This is a genomic window from Acidimicrobiia bacterium, assembly GCA_040878325.1.
Lineage (GTDB): Bacteria > Actinomycetota > Acidimicrobiia > Spongiisociales > UBA11373 > JAUYIV01.
Genome location: JBBDMM010000002.1, coordinates 83,864 through 98,929, shown reverse-complemented (window position 1 = coordinate 98,929; position 15,066 = coordinate 83,864). Strand labels below are relative to the sequence as shown.

13 protein-coding genes are annotated in these 15,066 nt (G+C 65.8%); 12 read left to right on the top strand and 1 reads right to left on the bottom strand.

Features of this window, described 5'->3' with window-relative positions; all coding sequences use genetic code 11:
- From WD184_01345 to WD184_01325, 5 genes are all read left to right on the top strand, one after another.
- Complete coding sequence (locus WD184_01345) at positions 1 to 2,514, top strand: ATP-dependent Clp protease ATP-binding subunit (protein MEX0825393.1); 2,514 nt, start codon at positions 1 to 3, stop codon at positions 2,512 to 2,514.
- A 226-nt stretch (positions 2,515 to 2,740) separates the two neighbouring features.
- Positions 2,741 to 3,961: a BMP family ABC transporter substrate-binding protein gene (locus WD184_01340; protein MEX0825392.1), complete on the top strand. Its 1,221-nt coding sequence runs from the start codon at positions 2,741 to 2,743 to the stop codon at positions 3,959 to 3,961.
- 100 nt (positions 3,962 to 4,061) lie between these two features.
- Complete coding sequence (locus tag WD184_01335; GenBank protein MEX0825391.1) at positions 4,062 to 5,588, top strand: ABC transporter ATP-binding protein; 1,527 nt, start codon at positions 4,062 to 4,064, stop codon at positions 5,586 to 5,588.
- On the top strand, positions 5,585 to 6,760 hold the full coding sequence (locus WD184_01330; protein MEX0825390.1) for an ABC transporter permease: 1,176 nt from the start codon (positions 5,585 to 5,587) through the stop codon (positions 6,758 to 6,760). Before WD184_01335 ends, WD184_01330 begins: the two co-directional genes overlap by 4 nt.
- 2 nt (positions 6,761 to 6,762) lie before the next feature.
- Positions 6,763 to 8,028 carry an ABC transporter permease gene (locus tag WD184_01325; GenBank protein MEX0825389.1) on the top strand — a complete coding sequence of 422 codons (1,266 nt, stop codon included), beginning with the start codon at positions 6,763 to 6,765 and terminating at the stop codon, positions 8,026 to 8,028.
- A gap of 88 nt (positions 8,029 to 8,116) precedes the next feature.
- Here WD184_01325 and WD184_01320 read toward each other — a convergent pair whose 3' ends face one another.
- Positions 8,117 to 9,022 carry a discoidin domain-containing protein gene (locus WD184_01320; protein ID MEX0825388.1) on the bottom strand — a complete coding sequence of 302 codons (906 nt, stop codon included), beginning with the start codon at positions 9,020 to 9,022 and terminating at the stop codon, positions 8,117 to 8,119.
- Positions 9,023 to 9,074: 52 nt separating this feature from the next.
- Between WD184_01320 and WD184_01315 the strand changes: the two genes are divergently transcribed.
- The 7 genes from WD184_01315 to ispF all read left to right on the top strand — a co-directional run bounded on the left by WD184_01315 (position 9,075) and on the right by ispF (position 15,030).
- Positions 9,075 to 9,215 carry a hypothetical protein gene (locus WD184_01315; GenBank protein ID MEX0825387.1) on the top strand — a complete coding sequence of 47 codons (141 nt, stop codon included), beginning with the start codon at positions 9,075 to 9,077 and terminating at the stop codon, positions 9,213 to 9,215.
- A gap of 58 nt (positions 9,216 to 9,273) precedes the next feature.
- Positions 9,274 to 10,620, top strand: a complete 1,347-nt coding sequence (gene radA / locus WD184_01310) for a DNA repair protein RadA (GenBank protein MEX0825386.1) — start codon at positions 9,274 to 9,276, stop codon at positions 10,618 to 10,620.
- 80 nt (positions 10,621 to 10,700) lie between these two features.
- Positions 10,701 to 11,762, top strand: a complete 1,062-nt coding sequence (disA, locus tag WD184_01305; protein ID MEX0825385.1) for a DNA integrity scanning diadenylate cyclase DisA — start codon at positions 10,701 to 10,703, stop codon at positions 11,760 to 11,762.
- A gap of 161 nt (positions 11,763 to 11,923) precedes the next feature.
- Positions 11,924 to 12,901 (top strand): histone H1-like repetitive region-containing protein, encoded by a 978-nt coding sequence (locus WD184_01300; GenBank protein ID MEX0825384.1) that lies wholly within the window; start codon positions 11,924 to 11,926, stop codon positions 12,899 to 12,901.
- A gap of 37 nt (positions 12,902 to 12,938) precedes the next feature.
- Positions 12,939 to 13,967, top strand: a complete 1,029-nt coding sequence (locus WD184_01295; GenBank protein MEX0825383.1) for a TRAM domain-containing protein — start codon at positions 12,939 to 12,941, stop codon at positions 13,965 to 13,967.
- Positions 13,964 to 14,566, top strand: coding sequence for a 2-C-methyl-D-erythritol 4-phosphate cytidylyltransferase (locus WD184_01290; GenBank protein MEX0825382.1), 603 nt, complete (start codon positions 13,964 to 13,966; stop codon positions 14,564 to 14,566). Before WD184_01295 ends, WD184_01290 begins: the two co-directional genes overlap by 4 nt.
- Complete coding sequence (gene ispF / locus WD184_01285) at positions 14,563 to 15,030, top strand: 2-C-methyl-D-erythritol 2,4-cyclodiphosphate synthase (GenBank protein MEX0825381.1); 468 nt, start codon at positions 14,563 to 14,565, stop codon at positions 15,028 to 15,030. Before WD184_01290 ends, ispF begins: the two co-directional genes overlap by 4 nt.
- Positions 15,031 to 15,066 lie beyond the last annotated feature (36 nt).

Sequence of the window (15,066 nt, the reverse complement as noted above, 5' to 3'; positions counted from 1 at the left end):
TTGTTCGAACGGTTCACCGATAGAGCGAGACGAGTGGTCGTTCTCGCCCAAGAGGAAGCTCGGCTCCTCAACCACAACTACATCGGCACCGAGCACATCCTTCTCGGGTTGATCCACGAGGGTGAGGGTGTAGCCGCCCGCGCGCTCGAGAGTCTCGGCATCTCCCTCGAGTCGGTTCGCAGCCAGGTCGTCGAGATCATCGGCCAGGGCGCTCAGGCTCCCTCCGGCCACATACCTTTCACGCCACGCGCCAAGAAGGTCTTGGAGCTCTCCCTCCGCGAGGCCCTCCAGCTCGGCCACAACTACATCGGTACCGAGCACATCCTCCTTGGCCTCATCCGCGAGGGTGAGGGCGTCGCCGCCCAGGTACTCCAGAAGCTCGGCGCCGAGCTCCACAAGGTGCGCCAAACCGTCATCCAGCTTCTCTCGGGTTCGCAGAGCGACGAGCCGTCATCGTCCGAATCCTCGGGTCCGTCCGGCCGCAGCAGCCGCGGTGGGGGCTCGGAGGGGGCCGGTGGTTCGACGGTGCTCGACCAGTTCGGCCGCAATCTCACCCAGTACGCCCGCGAGCGCAAGCTCGACCCGGTGATCGGCCGCCAGCGAGAGATCGAGCGGGTGATGCAGATCCTGTCGCGCCGTACCAAGAACAACCCGGTGCTCATCGGCGAGCCCGGCGTCGGGAAGACGGCCATCGTCGAGGGCCTTGCCCAGAGGATCGTCGCCGGCGACGTTCCCGGCACCCTCACCGGCAAGCACCTCTATACCCTCGACCTCGGGGCGCTGGTGGCCGGATCCCGGTACCGCGGCGACTTCGAGGAACGGCTGAAGAAGGTCCTGAAGGAGATCCGCACCCGCGGCGACATCATTCTCTTCATCGACGAGATCCACACCCTGGTCGGCGCCGGCGCCGCCGAGGGTGCCATCGACGCCGCCAGCATCCTCAAGCCGATGCTGGCCCGCGGCGAGCTGCAGACGATCGGGGCGACCACCCTCGAGGAGTACCGCAAGTACCTCGAGAAGGACTCGGCGCTGGAACGTCGCTTCCAGCCGATTCAGGTCGAGGAACCGACGGTTGCCGAGACCATTCAGATCCTCACCGGGCTGCGCGAGAAGTATGAGGCACACCACCGGGCGTCATACACCGACCAGGCGCTGGTGTCCGCCGCCAACCTTGCCGACCGTTACATCGCCGACCGTCAACTGCCGGACAAGGCGATCGACCTCATCGATGAGGCCGGCAGCCGCATGCGGATCAACCGGAAGCCCGGCACCCCCGAGCTCGAGTCGCTCGAGGAGCGACTCACCGATGTCCGTTCCCGCAAGGACACCGCAGTACAGGACCAGCAGTACGAGCGCGCCGCCCAGCTGCGCGACGAGGAGCGGCTCCTGGTCACGGAGCGGTCCGAGATGGAGGCAGCCGGTGCCGACCCCAACGATGTCGTCGGCTCGATCATCGGCGAAGAGCAGATCGCCGAAGTGCTGGCCCAGTGGACCGGCATCCCGGTGCAGAGCCTCACCGAGGCCGAGACCGCCAAGCTGTTGCGGATGGAGGACGAACTCCATAAGCGCATCGTCGGCCAGCACGAGGCCATCCAGGCCGTGAGTCGGGCCATTCGCCGGACCCGCGCCGGGCTCAAGGACCCGAAGCGCCCTGCCGGTTCGTTCATCTTCCTCGGTCCGTCCGGCGTCGGAAAGACCGAGACCGCCAAGGCCCTCGCCGAGTTCCTGTTCGGGAACGAGAACGCACTGATCCAGCTCGACATGTCCGAATACATGGAGAAGCACACCGTCAGCCGCCTCATCGGATCGCCGCCGGGATACGTCGGCTACGACGAGGGTGGGCAGTTGACCGAGGCCGTTCGCCGCAAGCCGTTCTCGGTGGTGCTGTTCGACGAGATCGAGAAGGCCCATCCGGACGTGTTCAACACGCTTCTCCAGATCCTCGAGGACGGCAGGCTCACCGATGCCCAGGGTCGCACGGTCGACTTCAAGAACACCGTGATCATCATGACCTCGAACCTCGGCACCCAGGATCTCAAGCGGAAGGCGATCGGGTTCGCCAGTGAGTCCGAGGAACTGTCCTACGACCGTATCAAGGAGAAGGTCACTGAGGCACTGAAGAAGCAGTTCCGGCCTGAGTTCCTCAACAGGATCGACGAGGTCATCGTCTTCCACGAGCTGACGATGGACGAGGTCAAGTCGATCGTCGACCTGATGCTGGTGCGGATTCGCGAGCAGTTGAAGTCGCAGGCGCTCGATCTCGTGCTCACCGATGAGGCGAAGGCGCTCCTGGGCAGCAAGGGCTACGACCCGCAGCTGGGTGCCCGGCCGTTGCGCCGCGCCCTGCAGCGGATGCTCGAGGACCAGCTCTCCGAGAAGGTGCTGTTCGGCGAATTCACCGCCAACACCACGATTCTGGTGGACGTCGACCCCGACGACCCCGAGCAGATCAGCTTCACCCGCATCGAGGCGCCCGACCAACCCCCCGTGGAGATGGCCGACAGCGAGGGGTAAAGAGCCTCCAGTCCCCAGTCTCCAGTCTCCAGAAGGAGCCACGGCCTCGAGCCACGGCTCCAGCCAGAATGCGGTTACCGGGCTAGCCCGGACGTGTCTGGCCAGGTCTGGCTGGGGCTGTAGCGGTGGCTGGGGCCGAGCGCAGCGAGGTCCCTTCCCCTACACTGACCCATGCGCCGGCCTTGTCCAGAGGCCCGGCCATCACTATGCATAGGAGATCACACTCATGTTGAAGAGACACTGGGGTATCGCCGCGCTCCTCGCGGCATTCCTCCTGGTAGTCGCCGCCTGCGGTGACGACGACGCGACCACCACCAGCTCTACTGGCGCCGCCGCGACGACGACGACCGCGGCCGGGACCACGACGACCGATGGCGGTGAAGACACGACCACCTCGGCCCCTCGGCCGGAGGTGATCGTTCCCGACTTCTGTCCGGAGATTCTCGGCGCCGCCGAAGCGGTGGCGGAGGGCAGAGGCACGAATGTTGGCTTGACGTTCGACCTGCTCGGCCGAGGCGACCAGTCGTTCAACGACGCCGCTGGCTGCGGTGTCGACTGGGCGCGGTTCTACTTCAGCGTGACGGCCTCGGAGATCACTCCGACGGACGCCGCTGCCCGCGCGACCGACCTGCAGCTGCAGGCCGAGAACTCGTCGATCGTCATCGGTAACGGCTTCTCGTTCGAGGCTGCTTTCCCGGCGGTGTGCGAGAACAACCCCGATGTCGACTTCGCGATCACCGACTCCGGCATGTTGAACTTTGCGCTCGATCCGCCGGCGCCATATTGCGACAACGCTCGCGGCATGGTGTTCGCGGAGCACGAGGGCTCGTTCCTCGTCGGTGTCATTGCCGCACTGAAGACCGAGACCGACATCATCGGTTTCATCGGTGGCGTCAGTGGTATCGGACTCATCGAGAAGTTCGAGGCTGGCTTCCTTGCCGGTGCTCGTGCCGTGAACCCCGACATCCAGGTCCTCTCTCAGTACATCAGCGAGTTCCCGGACTTTGCCGGGTTCGAGTCGCCGGACCGTGGTCGTGAGATCGCCCTGGCGATGTACGACGAGGGTGCCGACATCGTGTACGCCGCTGCCGGCCTCTCCGGCTCGGGTATGTTCGCCGCTGCCAAGGAGCAGAGCGAGGCTACGGGTTCGCAGGTGTGGGGCATCGGGGTCGACTCCGACCAGTACAACACGGTCGATGCGACGCTGCGCCCCTACGTGCTGACCTCGATGATCAAGCGGGTCGATGTGGCCGTGTTCTACGCCATCTACGACCACCTGACGGGGAACTTCACCGCTGGTCCGACCGAGTACAACCTCGCGGTGGACGGTGTGGGGTACTCCACGACCGGTGGCTTCATCGACGACATCGTCGACCAGGTCGAGGCCTTCAAGGCCATGATCATCTCCGGCGAGATCGTCGTTCCGACGCTGCCGGAAGACGCGTAAGCCGCCGAGAGGCGGTTCACGCGTAGCTACGCGTGACGAAGCGGGACCGGGCTAGGCTCGGTCCCGCTTCGTTCGTCTGACACCGGCTTGGGGAGGGTCAGTGGCGGTCGTCATCGAGTTGAGGGGTATCTCCAAGCGGTTCCCCGGTGTCGTCGCCAACGACCGCGTTTCCCTGGTGGTGGAACAGGGGGAGATCCACGGCATCTGTGGCGAGAACGGGGCCGGAAAGTCGACCCTGATGAAGATCCTCTACGGCATGCTTCAGGCCGACGAGGGCCAGATGTTCGTCGAGGGCAAAGAGGTTCACTTCAAGTCCCCGAGTGATGCCATCGACCTCGGCATCGGGATGCTGCACCAACACTTCATGCTCGCCGACCAGCTCACGGTGCTGGAGAACGTGATTCTCGGTGACGAGCCCATGAAGGCGATGGGGCGAATCGACTTCGACAAGGCCCGCCAGGATCTAGCTCGGGTGAGCGAGGCATACGGCCTCGAGGTCGAGGCGGACGAACTGGTCGAGAGCCTCTCGGTCGGCGAGCGGCAGCGCGTCGAGATCATCAAGGTGCTGTATCGCGGCGCCAAAGTCCTCATCCTCGACGAGCCGACCGCGGTGCTCGTGCCCCAGGAGGTCGAAGAGCTCTTCCGCAACCTTCGGGAGTTGAAGGAAGCCGGGTCGACGATCCTCTTCATCAACCACAAGCTGGAAGAGATCCTGGCGGTTGCCGACACGATCACGGTGCTGCGGCAAGGGCGCACCGTGGCGACCGTGAAGCCAGAAGACGTCACGGCCGCCGACCTGGCGGAGTTGATGGTCGGCTCGGAGCTCCCCAAGCCCGACACGGAGGAATCGACCGTCACCGATGTGAGGGCGATTTCGGTGCAGGGACTGACGGTGCTCGACGACGGTGAACGCGTTGTGGTCGACGATGTCTCGTTCAACGTCCACCGCGGAGAGATCCTGGGGATCGCCGGCATAGAAGGCAACGGTCAGACCGAGTTGATCGACGCGTTGGTGGGCACGAGAGTGCCGACGCGGGGCTCCATCGAGTACAAGGGCGAAGACGCCACCCTGTGGACGGTACGGCGGCGTCGCGAGAACGGTCTCGCCTATGTGCCGCAAGATCGCCAGCGTGAGGGGCTGCTGCTGCAGGCACCGTTGTGGGAGAACACGGCCCTCGGCCATCAGACGACGCGACCATTCGTGAAAGGCATCTGGTTCGACCGTGCGGGTGCGCGTATCCGCACCCGTGAGATCGTCGATTCGTTCGATGTGCGGACTCCGAACATCTATGTGGCGGCCCACGCGCTGTCAGGAGGCAACCAACAGAAGCTGATCGTCGGCCGGGAGATGGCCTCCAACCCCGACATCCTCATCGCCGCCCACCCCACCCGGGGAATCGACGTCGGCGCCCAGGCAGACGTCTGGAACGATCTTCGTCGGGCTCGCCACGCCGGGCTGGCCACGGTGTTGGTGTCGGCCGACCTCGAGGAGCTCATCGGCCTTTCCGACACGATCGTGGTGATGCTCCGCGGGAAGATCGTGGCGACGCTTGATCCCGAGAAGGTGACCCCGCGTGACCTCGGGTCGTACATGACCGGAGCCGCGCTCGGCGGGGGCCGCGAATGACCGAGTCCCCTCAGCCCCATTCGCCCACCAAGCCGCCACGCCCTCCGGGACGCGGAATCTCCGGCCTGGGGAGGCGGGCGCTTCTCGCGCTGGCGGCGCCGGCAATCGCCGTGGCGTTTGCGGTGTTTCTTTCGTCGATCGTCCTCATCATGTCGGGGAGCGACCCTGTGGCGGCCTACTGGGACATGATCCGCAACGGAGGACGCCTCGAGACGATCGTCGACATGATCAATCGGGCAACGCCGCTCTACCTGTCGGGCATCGCCGCCGCGATCGGGTTTCGCATGAACCTCTTCAATATCGGCGTCGAAGGGCAGTATCAGCTGGCGGCCTTCTTTGCCGCGGTGATCGGGGCCAACATCGTCCTCCCGGCTCTCCTCCACGTGACGATGATCGTGCTGGTGGCGATGCTGGTGGGGGCAGCGTGGTCGGGGCTCTCGGGCTGGCTGAAGGTGGCCCGCGGGGTCAACGAGGTCATTTCGACGATCATGCTCAACTTCATTGCGATCGGCGGGATCATCGCCTGGCTGGCGGTGGAGCTCCGTGACGGCCCCCTCACCCCCAACTCGGGCACCAAGTTCATTCCGGCGTCGGGGCGGCTGCCCGACCTCAACGGACTTCTCGAAATCTTCACCCGACCCATCGCAGGAGGCCGCCACCTGTCCTCGGTCGTCATCCTCGCCATTGTCGCCGGCATCGTCTTCCACGTCTTTCTGAACCGAACCCGGCTCGGCTTCGACCTCCGGGTGAGCGGCTATAACCCCGGCGCCGCCCGGGCGGGAGGTGTGTCGGCCAGGCGGATGATCGTGATGGCGATGGTCTACTCCGGGGCGATGGCTGGCCTCGTGGGAATGGTCGACATCCTGAGCCGCAATCACCGCTTCGACGCCGACTTCCTTCCCGGCCTCGGGTTCGCCGGCATTGCCGTGGCGTTGTTGGGACGGAACCATGCGGTCGGGATAGCCATCGGGGCGATGCTGTTCGCGTTCATGGATGTCTCATCACCGATCCTGCAGATCACCGGGTCGGCGACGCGCGAGATCGTCATCATCATGCAGGGCATCATCCTGCTCGCCGCGGTGGTCGCCTATGAGTCGGTTCGACGGTTCCGCGAGCGCGAGGAAACCCGGCATGCGGCCGCCGCCCTGGCGGCGTTGGAGGAGGGCGCATGACGATGGCGCGAAGATTTGGCGCCCTTCCCGGCTGGATGCGCTATGGATTGGCCGCCGCGTTGGGGATCCTGGTGTTGTCGGCGGTGCAGGCATTCGAACCGGGCGGTCTCGAGCGCCTGACTTCGCAGAACGCATCGGGGGCGATGCTGCGCTGGGGAATGCCGATCCTGCTCGCCGGTCTCGGTGGCCTCTATTCGGAGCGGGCCGGGGTGGTCAACATCGGCCTCGAAGGGATGATGGTGCTGGGCACCTGGTTCGGGGCGTGGGGAGTGATCCAAGGTGGTCCTTGGATGGGTCTTGCCTACGGGTTGGTGGGCGGGGCGCTGGGCGGACTGGTTCACGCCATCGCCACGGTGACCTTCAAGGTCGATCACATCGTCTCCGGCGTCGCGATCAACATCCTCGCCCCCGGCGTTGTCCGGTTCATGTCGTCGGAGCTCTTCGTCAACTACTCGGGCGGCTCGATCACCCAATCGCCTTCGATCTCCGGTCTCGGCACGGTCACCCTCCCATTCCTCGCCGGAGGGGACCTCTTTGGGTGGAAGACCCCCGACATCCTCGGGGTGATCGACCGCTGGGACATCTTCTGGCTCTCGGACATGGCCAGCTTCGCGCGGGGATTCGTCGCCGGTGTCACGATCTTCGCGCTGCTGACGCTGGCGATGGTGCCCGCTACCGCGTGGCTGGTATGGAAGACCCGGTTCGGGCTGCGGCTCCGCATCGCCGGCGAGCACCCCACCGCGGGCGAGTCGCTGGGCGTCAATATCTACTGGCAGAAGTACAAGGGCGTGATCATCAGCGGAGCCCTCTCGGGCCTCGGCGGTGCCTTCATCGCAATGGAGCTGACCGGGTTCTACCGGGAGGGGCAGGTGCAGGGCCGCGGATACATCGGGCTGGCGGCACTGATCTTCGGCAACTGGCGCCCGGGGGGCATTCTGATTGCGGCTTTCCTGTTCGGATATCCCTTCGGTACCGCGCTACGGGATCTCGACGGTCGCTCGACCCATGCCCTTTTGTTGCTGATCGTGGTCGGGTTGGCGGCCATGCTGGTTTTGTCGATCCGCAAGGGGAAGCGAGTCGATGCCCTCCTTGCCGGCGGCATGGCCGCCGGATTCCTGATCTGGTATCTGTTGACCGAGACCGCGCCGTCGTGGCTTCCGAACGCACTGCCGTTCGCCACGGTGCTGATCGTCCTGGTGTTCGCCGGGCAGCGCCTCCGCATGCCCGCCGCCGACGGCAGACCGTACGAAAAGGGTCAGGAGCTCTGAACCGCCCCGCCTGAGCGGGGCGAGCGGAAGAGCCAAGAGTCAAGAGCAAGAATCGCGCATTCTTGGTTCTTGATTCTTGACTCTCTTCTTATCCCCCCGTGGTGCTGGTGCTCGGCGTCGCGCTGGGGGAGGGGCGGCCGTAGAAGGTGATTTCTTGAACCGCCAGCTCCGGGTACGGCTCCCTACCATCGAATGATTGTCCCGGATAGGCGCTGGTGATGCGGATCACCACGCTGGAGGTCTGCAGGCTGCGGATCTCGATGCGGTGCGGCTCGGCATTGCTGTCGGCCAGTTGCTCGACGTGGACCTGCTGCAGGTCGTCGATGCTCACCTCGATTCCCTGGATCCGCTGGTTGCGCAGGAAGCGTTCTTGGTCGGCGACGTTCTGGATGATCATTTCGGTGATCTGCACGGCGGGGTTGAAGAAGAAGGTGATCGTGGCGTTGATCCCTTCTCCCTCGGCGGCGTTCCACGAGGTGTCCGGATCGCCGTCGATAAGTGCCGTGCACGGGAACGACGCCAGTTCTGTGCTGCATTCGATGTGGAACGGCGTCAACGGGGCGATCGTGGCCACCGGGGCGGTGGAGCCGACGGTGCTGGTCGATCCGACGACGGGATCGTCGGACCCGCTCAACGCGTTGAACACGAGAGCAAGCATCGCCACGAACAGCACCACCCCGGCGAGCACGATCAGCGCCCGCGCCCCTGCAGTGGTTCGCAGCATTGGCTGAGGCGCCACCGGCATCTGCGACCGGACGATCCGGGCCCCGCATCGATCGCAATGGCGATTGCTCGGATCGTTCGGGCTGCCGCACGAGGCACAGGTATTCGACCCACGGAGGGCCGCCGGGTCGTCGGCAGGCATGTTGGAACTCACCGGGACCGTCTCCCGGGGGGCCCTGCCTGCAGGGGCGGGGGTGCCGTCGTGGGGTTCCCCTCCGAGCCCGAACGGCTCGAAGAGGTCGTCGAAGGTGTCGAGGGATTCGTCGTCCATTGGTGTAACCGGGGTGACAGGGCGTCGCCCGGGCGGGGTTATTGTGCCACGGATGGCAAAGATCGCACCGATTCACCCGGCAATAACCGGAACCGAGGCGTGGACCGTCCCCAACGTGATCGGGGCGGAGGTGCTGTTCGCCCTGGCGGTGGGGCTGATCGTCTTCGCCATGTCACGATCGGCGGGCAAGTAGCTGCCGCTCCCCCCACCCCGGGGACCTCGTCATACCTCGCCGATAATCTGCTCTGTAGATGAGATACCGCTGCGACGTCTGCGCGTACGAGAGCCCCAAGTGGATGGGGTTCTGCCCCCAGTGCCGTGCCGACGGCGCCCTCACCATGGTCGACTCGGCAACGCGCTCGTCTGCGAAGGGTGCCCGGCATCGCGCCCGGGTGGTGACGATGGGCGACCTCGGCGAGTCGGCGCCGGTGCGAACCCCGGTGGGGATCGGCGAGGTCGATCGGGTTCTCGGCGGCGGATTGGTCCCAGGTGCCGCCATCCTCGTGGGAGGCGAGCCTGGCGTGGGCAAGTCGACTCTCCTGCTCCAGGTGGCGGCCTCGGTGGTCGCCGGAGGTGGCCGGTCACTGGTGGCTTCGGCCGAGGAGTCTCTCGACCAGATCGGACTGCGAGCGAGGCGGCTGGGTGTCGCCGCCGACGGGGTGCTGTTGACGGCGGAACGCGACGTCGATGCGATCGTCGAGGCGACACTGGAGACGCTGCCTGACCTGCTCATCGTCGATTCGATCCAGACGGTCGCCGCCCGGGAGGTCGGGGGCGCGCCCGGCGGAGTTGCCCAGGTCCGCGAGTCTGCTGCGAGGTTGATCAATGCCGCCAAGGAGTCCGGTGTTCCGGTGGTGCTGGTGGGCCATGTGACCAAGGACGGATCCATCGCCGGGCCGAAGTTGCTCGAGCACACTGTCGATGTGGTGCTTTACCTTGAGGGCGATCTCGAGCGAGGTCTGCGGGTGCTCCGCAGCCTCAAGAACCGGTTCGGCGCCACCCATCAGGTGGGGCTCTTCGAAATGCGGGAATCGGGCATGGCCGAGGTGACCGATCCGGCCGGTCTGCTGCTCTCGGCCCAGTTGGGAGACGTCCCCGGAAGCGTGGTATTCCCGGCCATTGATGGGCGACGCCCGCTTCTGGTCGAGGTGCAGGCGCTGGTGGCGGCCGGCGGCCTGCCGCAGCCGCGCCGGTCGGTCAAGGGCATCGAAGCGGCGCGGGTGCATCAGGTGCTGGCGGTGCTCGAACGCCACGCCGGGCTTTCATTCGCCACGATGGATGTCTATGTGAGCGTCGTCGGCGGCCTCCGAGTTCGCGACCCGGGCGCCGATCTGCCGGTGTGCATCGCCCTCGCCTCGTCGCTGCTCGGCCGCAGCATCGGATCGGTAGCGGCATGGGGCGAGGTGGGCCTTACGGGTGAGATCAGGGCCGTCGCCCACGGCGAGCATCGGTCGGCGGAAGCCAAGCGCCTCGGCCTCTCGATCGCCATCGGCCCCACCGGCAACGGCAGCGGTCGCATCGAGAAGGTGTTGGGAGACTTGGGCCTGATCCGAGAGTCAAGAGTCAAGAATCAAGACAAGCCCGCCCCTGGCTCTTGAGTCTGGCTTCTTGATTCTTGACTCTCTTGCTGGTGGCTGGTGGCTGGTGGCTCTTGATTCTTTGTTAGCCTCGCCGGTGGATGGCGGAACGCGACCCAAGCCTCGATGTCCTTCGGGCGCTCGCCCCCGGCACCCGGCTGCGGAATGCCATCGAGCTGATCCTGCGCCAGGAGACCGGGGCATTGCTGGTGCTCGGATACGGGCGCGACATCGAAGCCATTTGCACCGGCGGCTTTCACCTCGACGGTGCCGACTTCACGCCTGCCCGGCTCGCCGAATTGGCGAAGATGGACGGCGCGGTGGTCACCGACGAGGCAGCGGAGGTGATCTATCGGGCGAACGTCCACCTGATCCCGGATGCTTCGATCGAGACCAGTGAGACGGGCACCCGTCATCGCACCGCCGAGCGGGTGGCGATTCAGACCGGGAAGGCGGTGGTCGTCGTCAGCGAGGGCCGTCAAAGCGTGACGGTCTATGTCGGCGCTCTGCACTTCGAGCTGCGTAGCCCGACCACCCTCCTCGCCCAGGCGAACCAGAACCTCCTCACCCTCGAACGCTTTAGGCGCCGGTTGACCGACGACGAGGACCGCCTCACCCAACTCGAGGTGGATGACATCGTGGTGAACCGCGACGTCGTCCAGTTCCTCCAGCGGGCGGCTCTCGTGCAGAGGATCGGTTCCGACCTCGAGCACTATGCCGTGGAACTCGGCGGTGAGGGAGGGCTGATTCAGCTCCAGCTCAAGGACCTGCTCACCGGTGTCGGCACGGTTGCCGAGTTGGTGTACTCCGACTACTCGCGGAAGTTTCCGCCGAAGAACCGTCAGCCCCTCGCCTTGCTCGAGAGGCTGTCCACCGAGCACCTCTCGGAGGAGTCACGGGTTGCTTCCCTTCTCGACGTTGGAGCCATGGAGAGCCCGGTTCGTCCCCGGGGATTCCGTGTGCTGTCGCGAATCCCTCGTTTGCCGGATGCCGTGAAGTCCTCGTTGGTCAACCACTTCAGCGGCTTGCAGAAGCTGCTCTACGCCTCAGTCGGTGAACTCGATCAGGTGGAGGGGGTCGGTCGCACCCGCGCGCGGCAACTTCGCCGCTACTTCGATCGGTTGCTCGACTCGACTCGAGGCTGGGAACTCGAAGAAGACTGAGGCTCGATAGTCGATGGCCAACGGGCGGCCTTCGGCCGCCTTGGGCCAGCCTTCGGCTGGCCACGCGTCGGGTCCGCGTTGACCGTTGACCGCTGCGGATCGTTGACGGGGGCCGGTCTACCTCACGGTACAGTATGGGTTCCCCTGCTCCCGGAAGAGGCATGACCGCGAAGAAGACCAGATCGTCGTCGGCGGCCAAGAAGCGGGCCGCCAAGCCGGCCGCCAAGAAGGCTGCTCCCGTCAAGAGGCCGGCTGCCAAGAAGCCTGCGGTGAAGAAGCCTGCGGTGAAGAAGCCTGCGGTGAAGAAGCCTGTGGCGAAGAAGCCTGTGGCCAAGAAGCCTGTCGCCAAGAAGCCTGTCGCCAAGAAGCCCGCGGTGAAGAAGCCTGTGGCGAAGAAGCCTGTTGCCAGGAAGCCTGTCGCCAAGAAGCCCGCGGTGAAGAAGTCTGTGGCGAAGAAGCCTGTCGCCAGGAAGCCTGTCGCCAAGAAGCCTGTCGCCAGGAAGCCTGTCGCCAAGAAGCCCGCGGTAAAGAAGCCCGCAGCGCCTGCAGTCATGAAGCCCGCTGCTCGGCCCCGTCGGGCCGCGGCGCCTGCTCCCAAGGCAGAAGCGCCGAAGAAGAAGAAAAAGGTGGTGTCGCCGTTCAAGGTGGGCGACAAGGTGGTCTACCCCCATCACGGAGCTGCGGTGATCACCAAGAAGGAGCGCCGCCTCTTCAACAACAGCCGCGCCGACTTCTTCGTGCTGGAGGTGGCGATCGACCAGCTGATCCTCCGGGTGCCGGTCGAGTCGGCAGCCGACCTGGGTGTCCGGCCCGTGATCTCCAAGACCGCGGCACGCAAGGTCCTGGCCGTGTTCAAGACCGAGCCGGAGGAAGCCGGGGCGAACTGGAGCAGGTGGTACAAGCTGCTCACGGAGAAGATCCAGAGCGGGGACATCTATCAGGTCGCCGAAGTCGTCCGCGACCTCACGTTCGCCCAGCAGACCAAGGGAATTTCCCCCGCACTCAAGCGAATGCTTTCCAAGGCTCGGCTGATTCTCTCTTCAGAGCTTCGGTTCGTGCTCGATTTGTCCGAAGAAGAAGCGATGAAGCGCCTCGACAAGGCCCTTCCGAGTGTGGATTCAGAGGACGACAACGAGTAAGGATCACGGCTTGATAATCGAGGCCGTTCGATTGGTTGTGACGCTGGCCGTCACCGCAGCCGGCTTTCTGTTGGGAACCGCTGCCCCGCAGCTGTTGGGCGGGTCCGCCGCCGATCCCGACACCGCCGTGGTGCTCGGCGCGGTCATCGGTGCCGGCATCGGATACGTCGCCGGCGGCCTGATCGGCAGGCTGGTCCGCCGTGGGCTCGACCGGGCCCCCGAGATCGCTGCCCGGGCGACCGGTCCCCAGCTGTTCGCCGGCGCCTTCGGGCTCATCGCCGGTCTTCTCGTCGGGGTGGTGGGTGCCGTTCCCCTCGTGTTGTTGCTTCCGGATTTCGTCGGATGGCCGCTAGGAGCTCTCGTGGTCATCGTGGTCGCCTCATATGGCGGTCGGGTGTTTGCGGCCCGATCCGAAGACCTGCTGGCCGCCGCCGGTCTGAAGTCTCGGGACACTTCAGCGAACGAAGAGGGATCCCCGTCGTTCGTGATCGATACCTCGGCTGCCATCGACGGGCGGGTACTCGACCTGGCGCAGGCCGGCCTGGTTCGTGGTGAGGTGGTGGCGCCGATCTTCGTGCTCGACGAGCTTCAGGGCATCGCCGACAGCGGGGATGCGAATCGCCGCCGCCGCGGCCGCCGCGGGCTAGACGTGTTGGAGGCCATCCGGAGGGTGCCCGGTGTCGAGCTCGTGGCCGATGAGCGCTCGTTCCCCGAGTTCCCCGACGTCGACGCCAAGGTGGTGGCGCTGGCTTCCGAGTTGAATGCCGTTCTCGTGACCACCGATCACAACCTGGCAAGGGTGGCGAGCTTGCGCGGGATCGCAGTGCTCGACCTCCAAGCATTGGGCGATTCACTCCGTTCGGGTCCGATCACCGGCGACCGGATGGAGGTCTTGGTCGAGAAAGAAGGCTCCGAGCCGGGGCAGGGTGTCGCCTACACGGATGACGGCACGATGATCGTGATCGAGGGGGCAGCAGCCGAGGTCGGCTCCACCATCGAGATCGAGATCGCCGGAGCCCTTCGCACCTCCGTCGGCCGCATGTTGTTTGCAAAACTGATCTCGTGAACATTCACGGGATAGTGGTCGCCGCCGGTTCAGGGGCACGGTTCGGCGCCTCCAAAGGTACGGTGGTTCTCGGCGGTCGAGCCCTGTGGGAGTGGGGCCGTGATGCGCTGCTCGCCGGGGGTGCCGCGTCGGTCGTCGTCGTGGGGGCGGGCGGACTGGAAGGCGGGCTGCGACGTCGCGACTCGGTGGCGAGGGGCCTCGCCGCGGTTCCGTACGGGGCGAGCCATGTACTGGTGCACGATGCCGCCCGACCGCTGGTGACACCTTCTCTCGTTCGCCGGGTCATCGATCGCCTCGCGGTCGGTGACGCAGACGGGGTGGTGCCGGCGATCCCGGTGCGGGACACGATCAAGCGAGTCGACGGCGAGTCGGTGGTCGAGACCGTGGAACGGTCGGCGCTCGTGGCCGTGCAGACCCCCCAGGGCTTCCTGCTCGAGTCGCTCCGCGCCGCCCACGCCGCAGACGACAACGATGCCTCCGACGACGCTCTGCTGATCGAGTGGTGGGGCGGGACCGTCGTGATGGTGCCCGGCGAGGAGTCGAACCTGAAGATCACTTACGCGGGCGACCTGTCGATCGCCGAGGCGTTGCTCCCATGAGGACGGGGTGGGGCTTCGATGCCCACCGGTTCACCGCCACCGGCCGGGTTCTGGTGGCCGGGGTCGAGGTGGCGTCCGACCGTGGGGTCGCGGCCACCTCGGATGGTGATGTCGTAGCCCATGCGGTCGCCGATGCTTTGCTCGGCGCCGCCGCCCTCGGCGACCTGGGCACGATGTTTCCGTCGGCGGACAGCCGGTATCAGGGTGCAGACTCCATGGCTCTCCTCGCCGAAGTGGTGGGGCGGGTGGCGTCAGCGGGATTCGCCGCCACGGCGGTCGACGTGACGGTGCTCGCCGAGACGGTGCGGGTTGCACCCCACCGCGAGGCGATTCGCGCTTCCCTGGCGGGGGTGCTCGGCTTGCCGGTCGATGACGTCTCGTGCAAGGCGACGACCACCGATGGCATGGGATTCCTTGGGCGGGACGAGGGCATCGCTGCAGTGGCCGTCGTCACGATCCGGTAGGTCCGGCGCGACCGGGCGAACCGGGTGCTCGGATAC

What these genes read in the sequence shown, in the direction of transcription:
- WD184_01340 (MEX0825392.1), top strand. Translation starts at nt 2,741, where the DNA reads ATGTTGAAGAGACACTGGGGTATCGCCGCGCTCCTCGCGGCATTCCTC.
- WD184_01330 (MEX0825390.1), top strand. Translation starts at nt 5,585, where the DNA reads ATGACCGAGTCCCCTCAGCCCCATTCGCCCACCAAGCCGCCACGCCCT.
- WD184_01325 (MEX0825389.1), top strand. Translation starts at nt 6,763, where the DNA reads ATGGCGCGAAGATTTGGCGCCCTTCCCGGCTGGATGCGCTATGGATTG.
- WD184_01320 (MEX0825388.1), bottom strand. Translation starts at nt 9,022, where the DNA reads ATGGACGACGAATCCCTCGACACCTTCGACGACCTCTTCGAGCCGTTC.
- WD184_01315 (MEX0825387.1), top strand. Translation starts at nt 9,075, where the DNA reads ATGGCAAAGATCGCACCGATTCACCCGGCAATAACCGGAACCGAGGCG.
- radA (MEX0825386.1), top strand. Translation starts at nt 9,274, where the DNA reads ATGAGATACCGCTGCGACGTCTGCGCGTACGAGAGCCCCAAGTGGATG.
- disA (MEX0825385.1), top strand. Translation starts at nt 10,701, where the DNA reads ATGGCGGAACGCGACCCAAGCCTCGATGTCCTTCGGGCGCTCGCCCCC.
- WD184_01300 (MEX0825384.1), top strand. Translation starts at nt 11,924, where the DNA reads ATGACCGCGAAGAAGACCAGATCGTCGTCGGCGGCCAAGAAGCGGGCC.
- ispF (MEX0825381.1), top strand. Translation starts at nt 14,563, where the DNA reads ATGAGGACGGGGTGGGGCTTCGATGCCCACCGGTTCACCGCCACCGGC.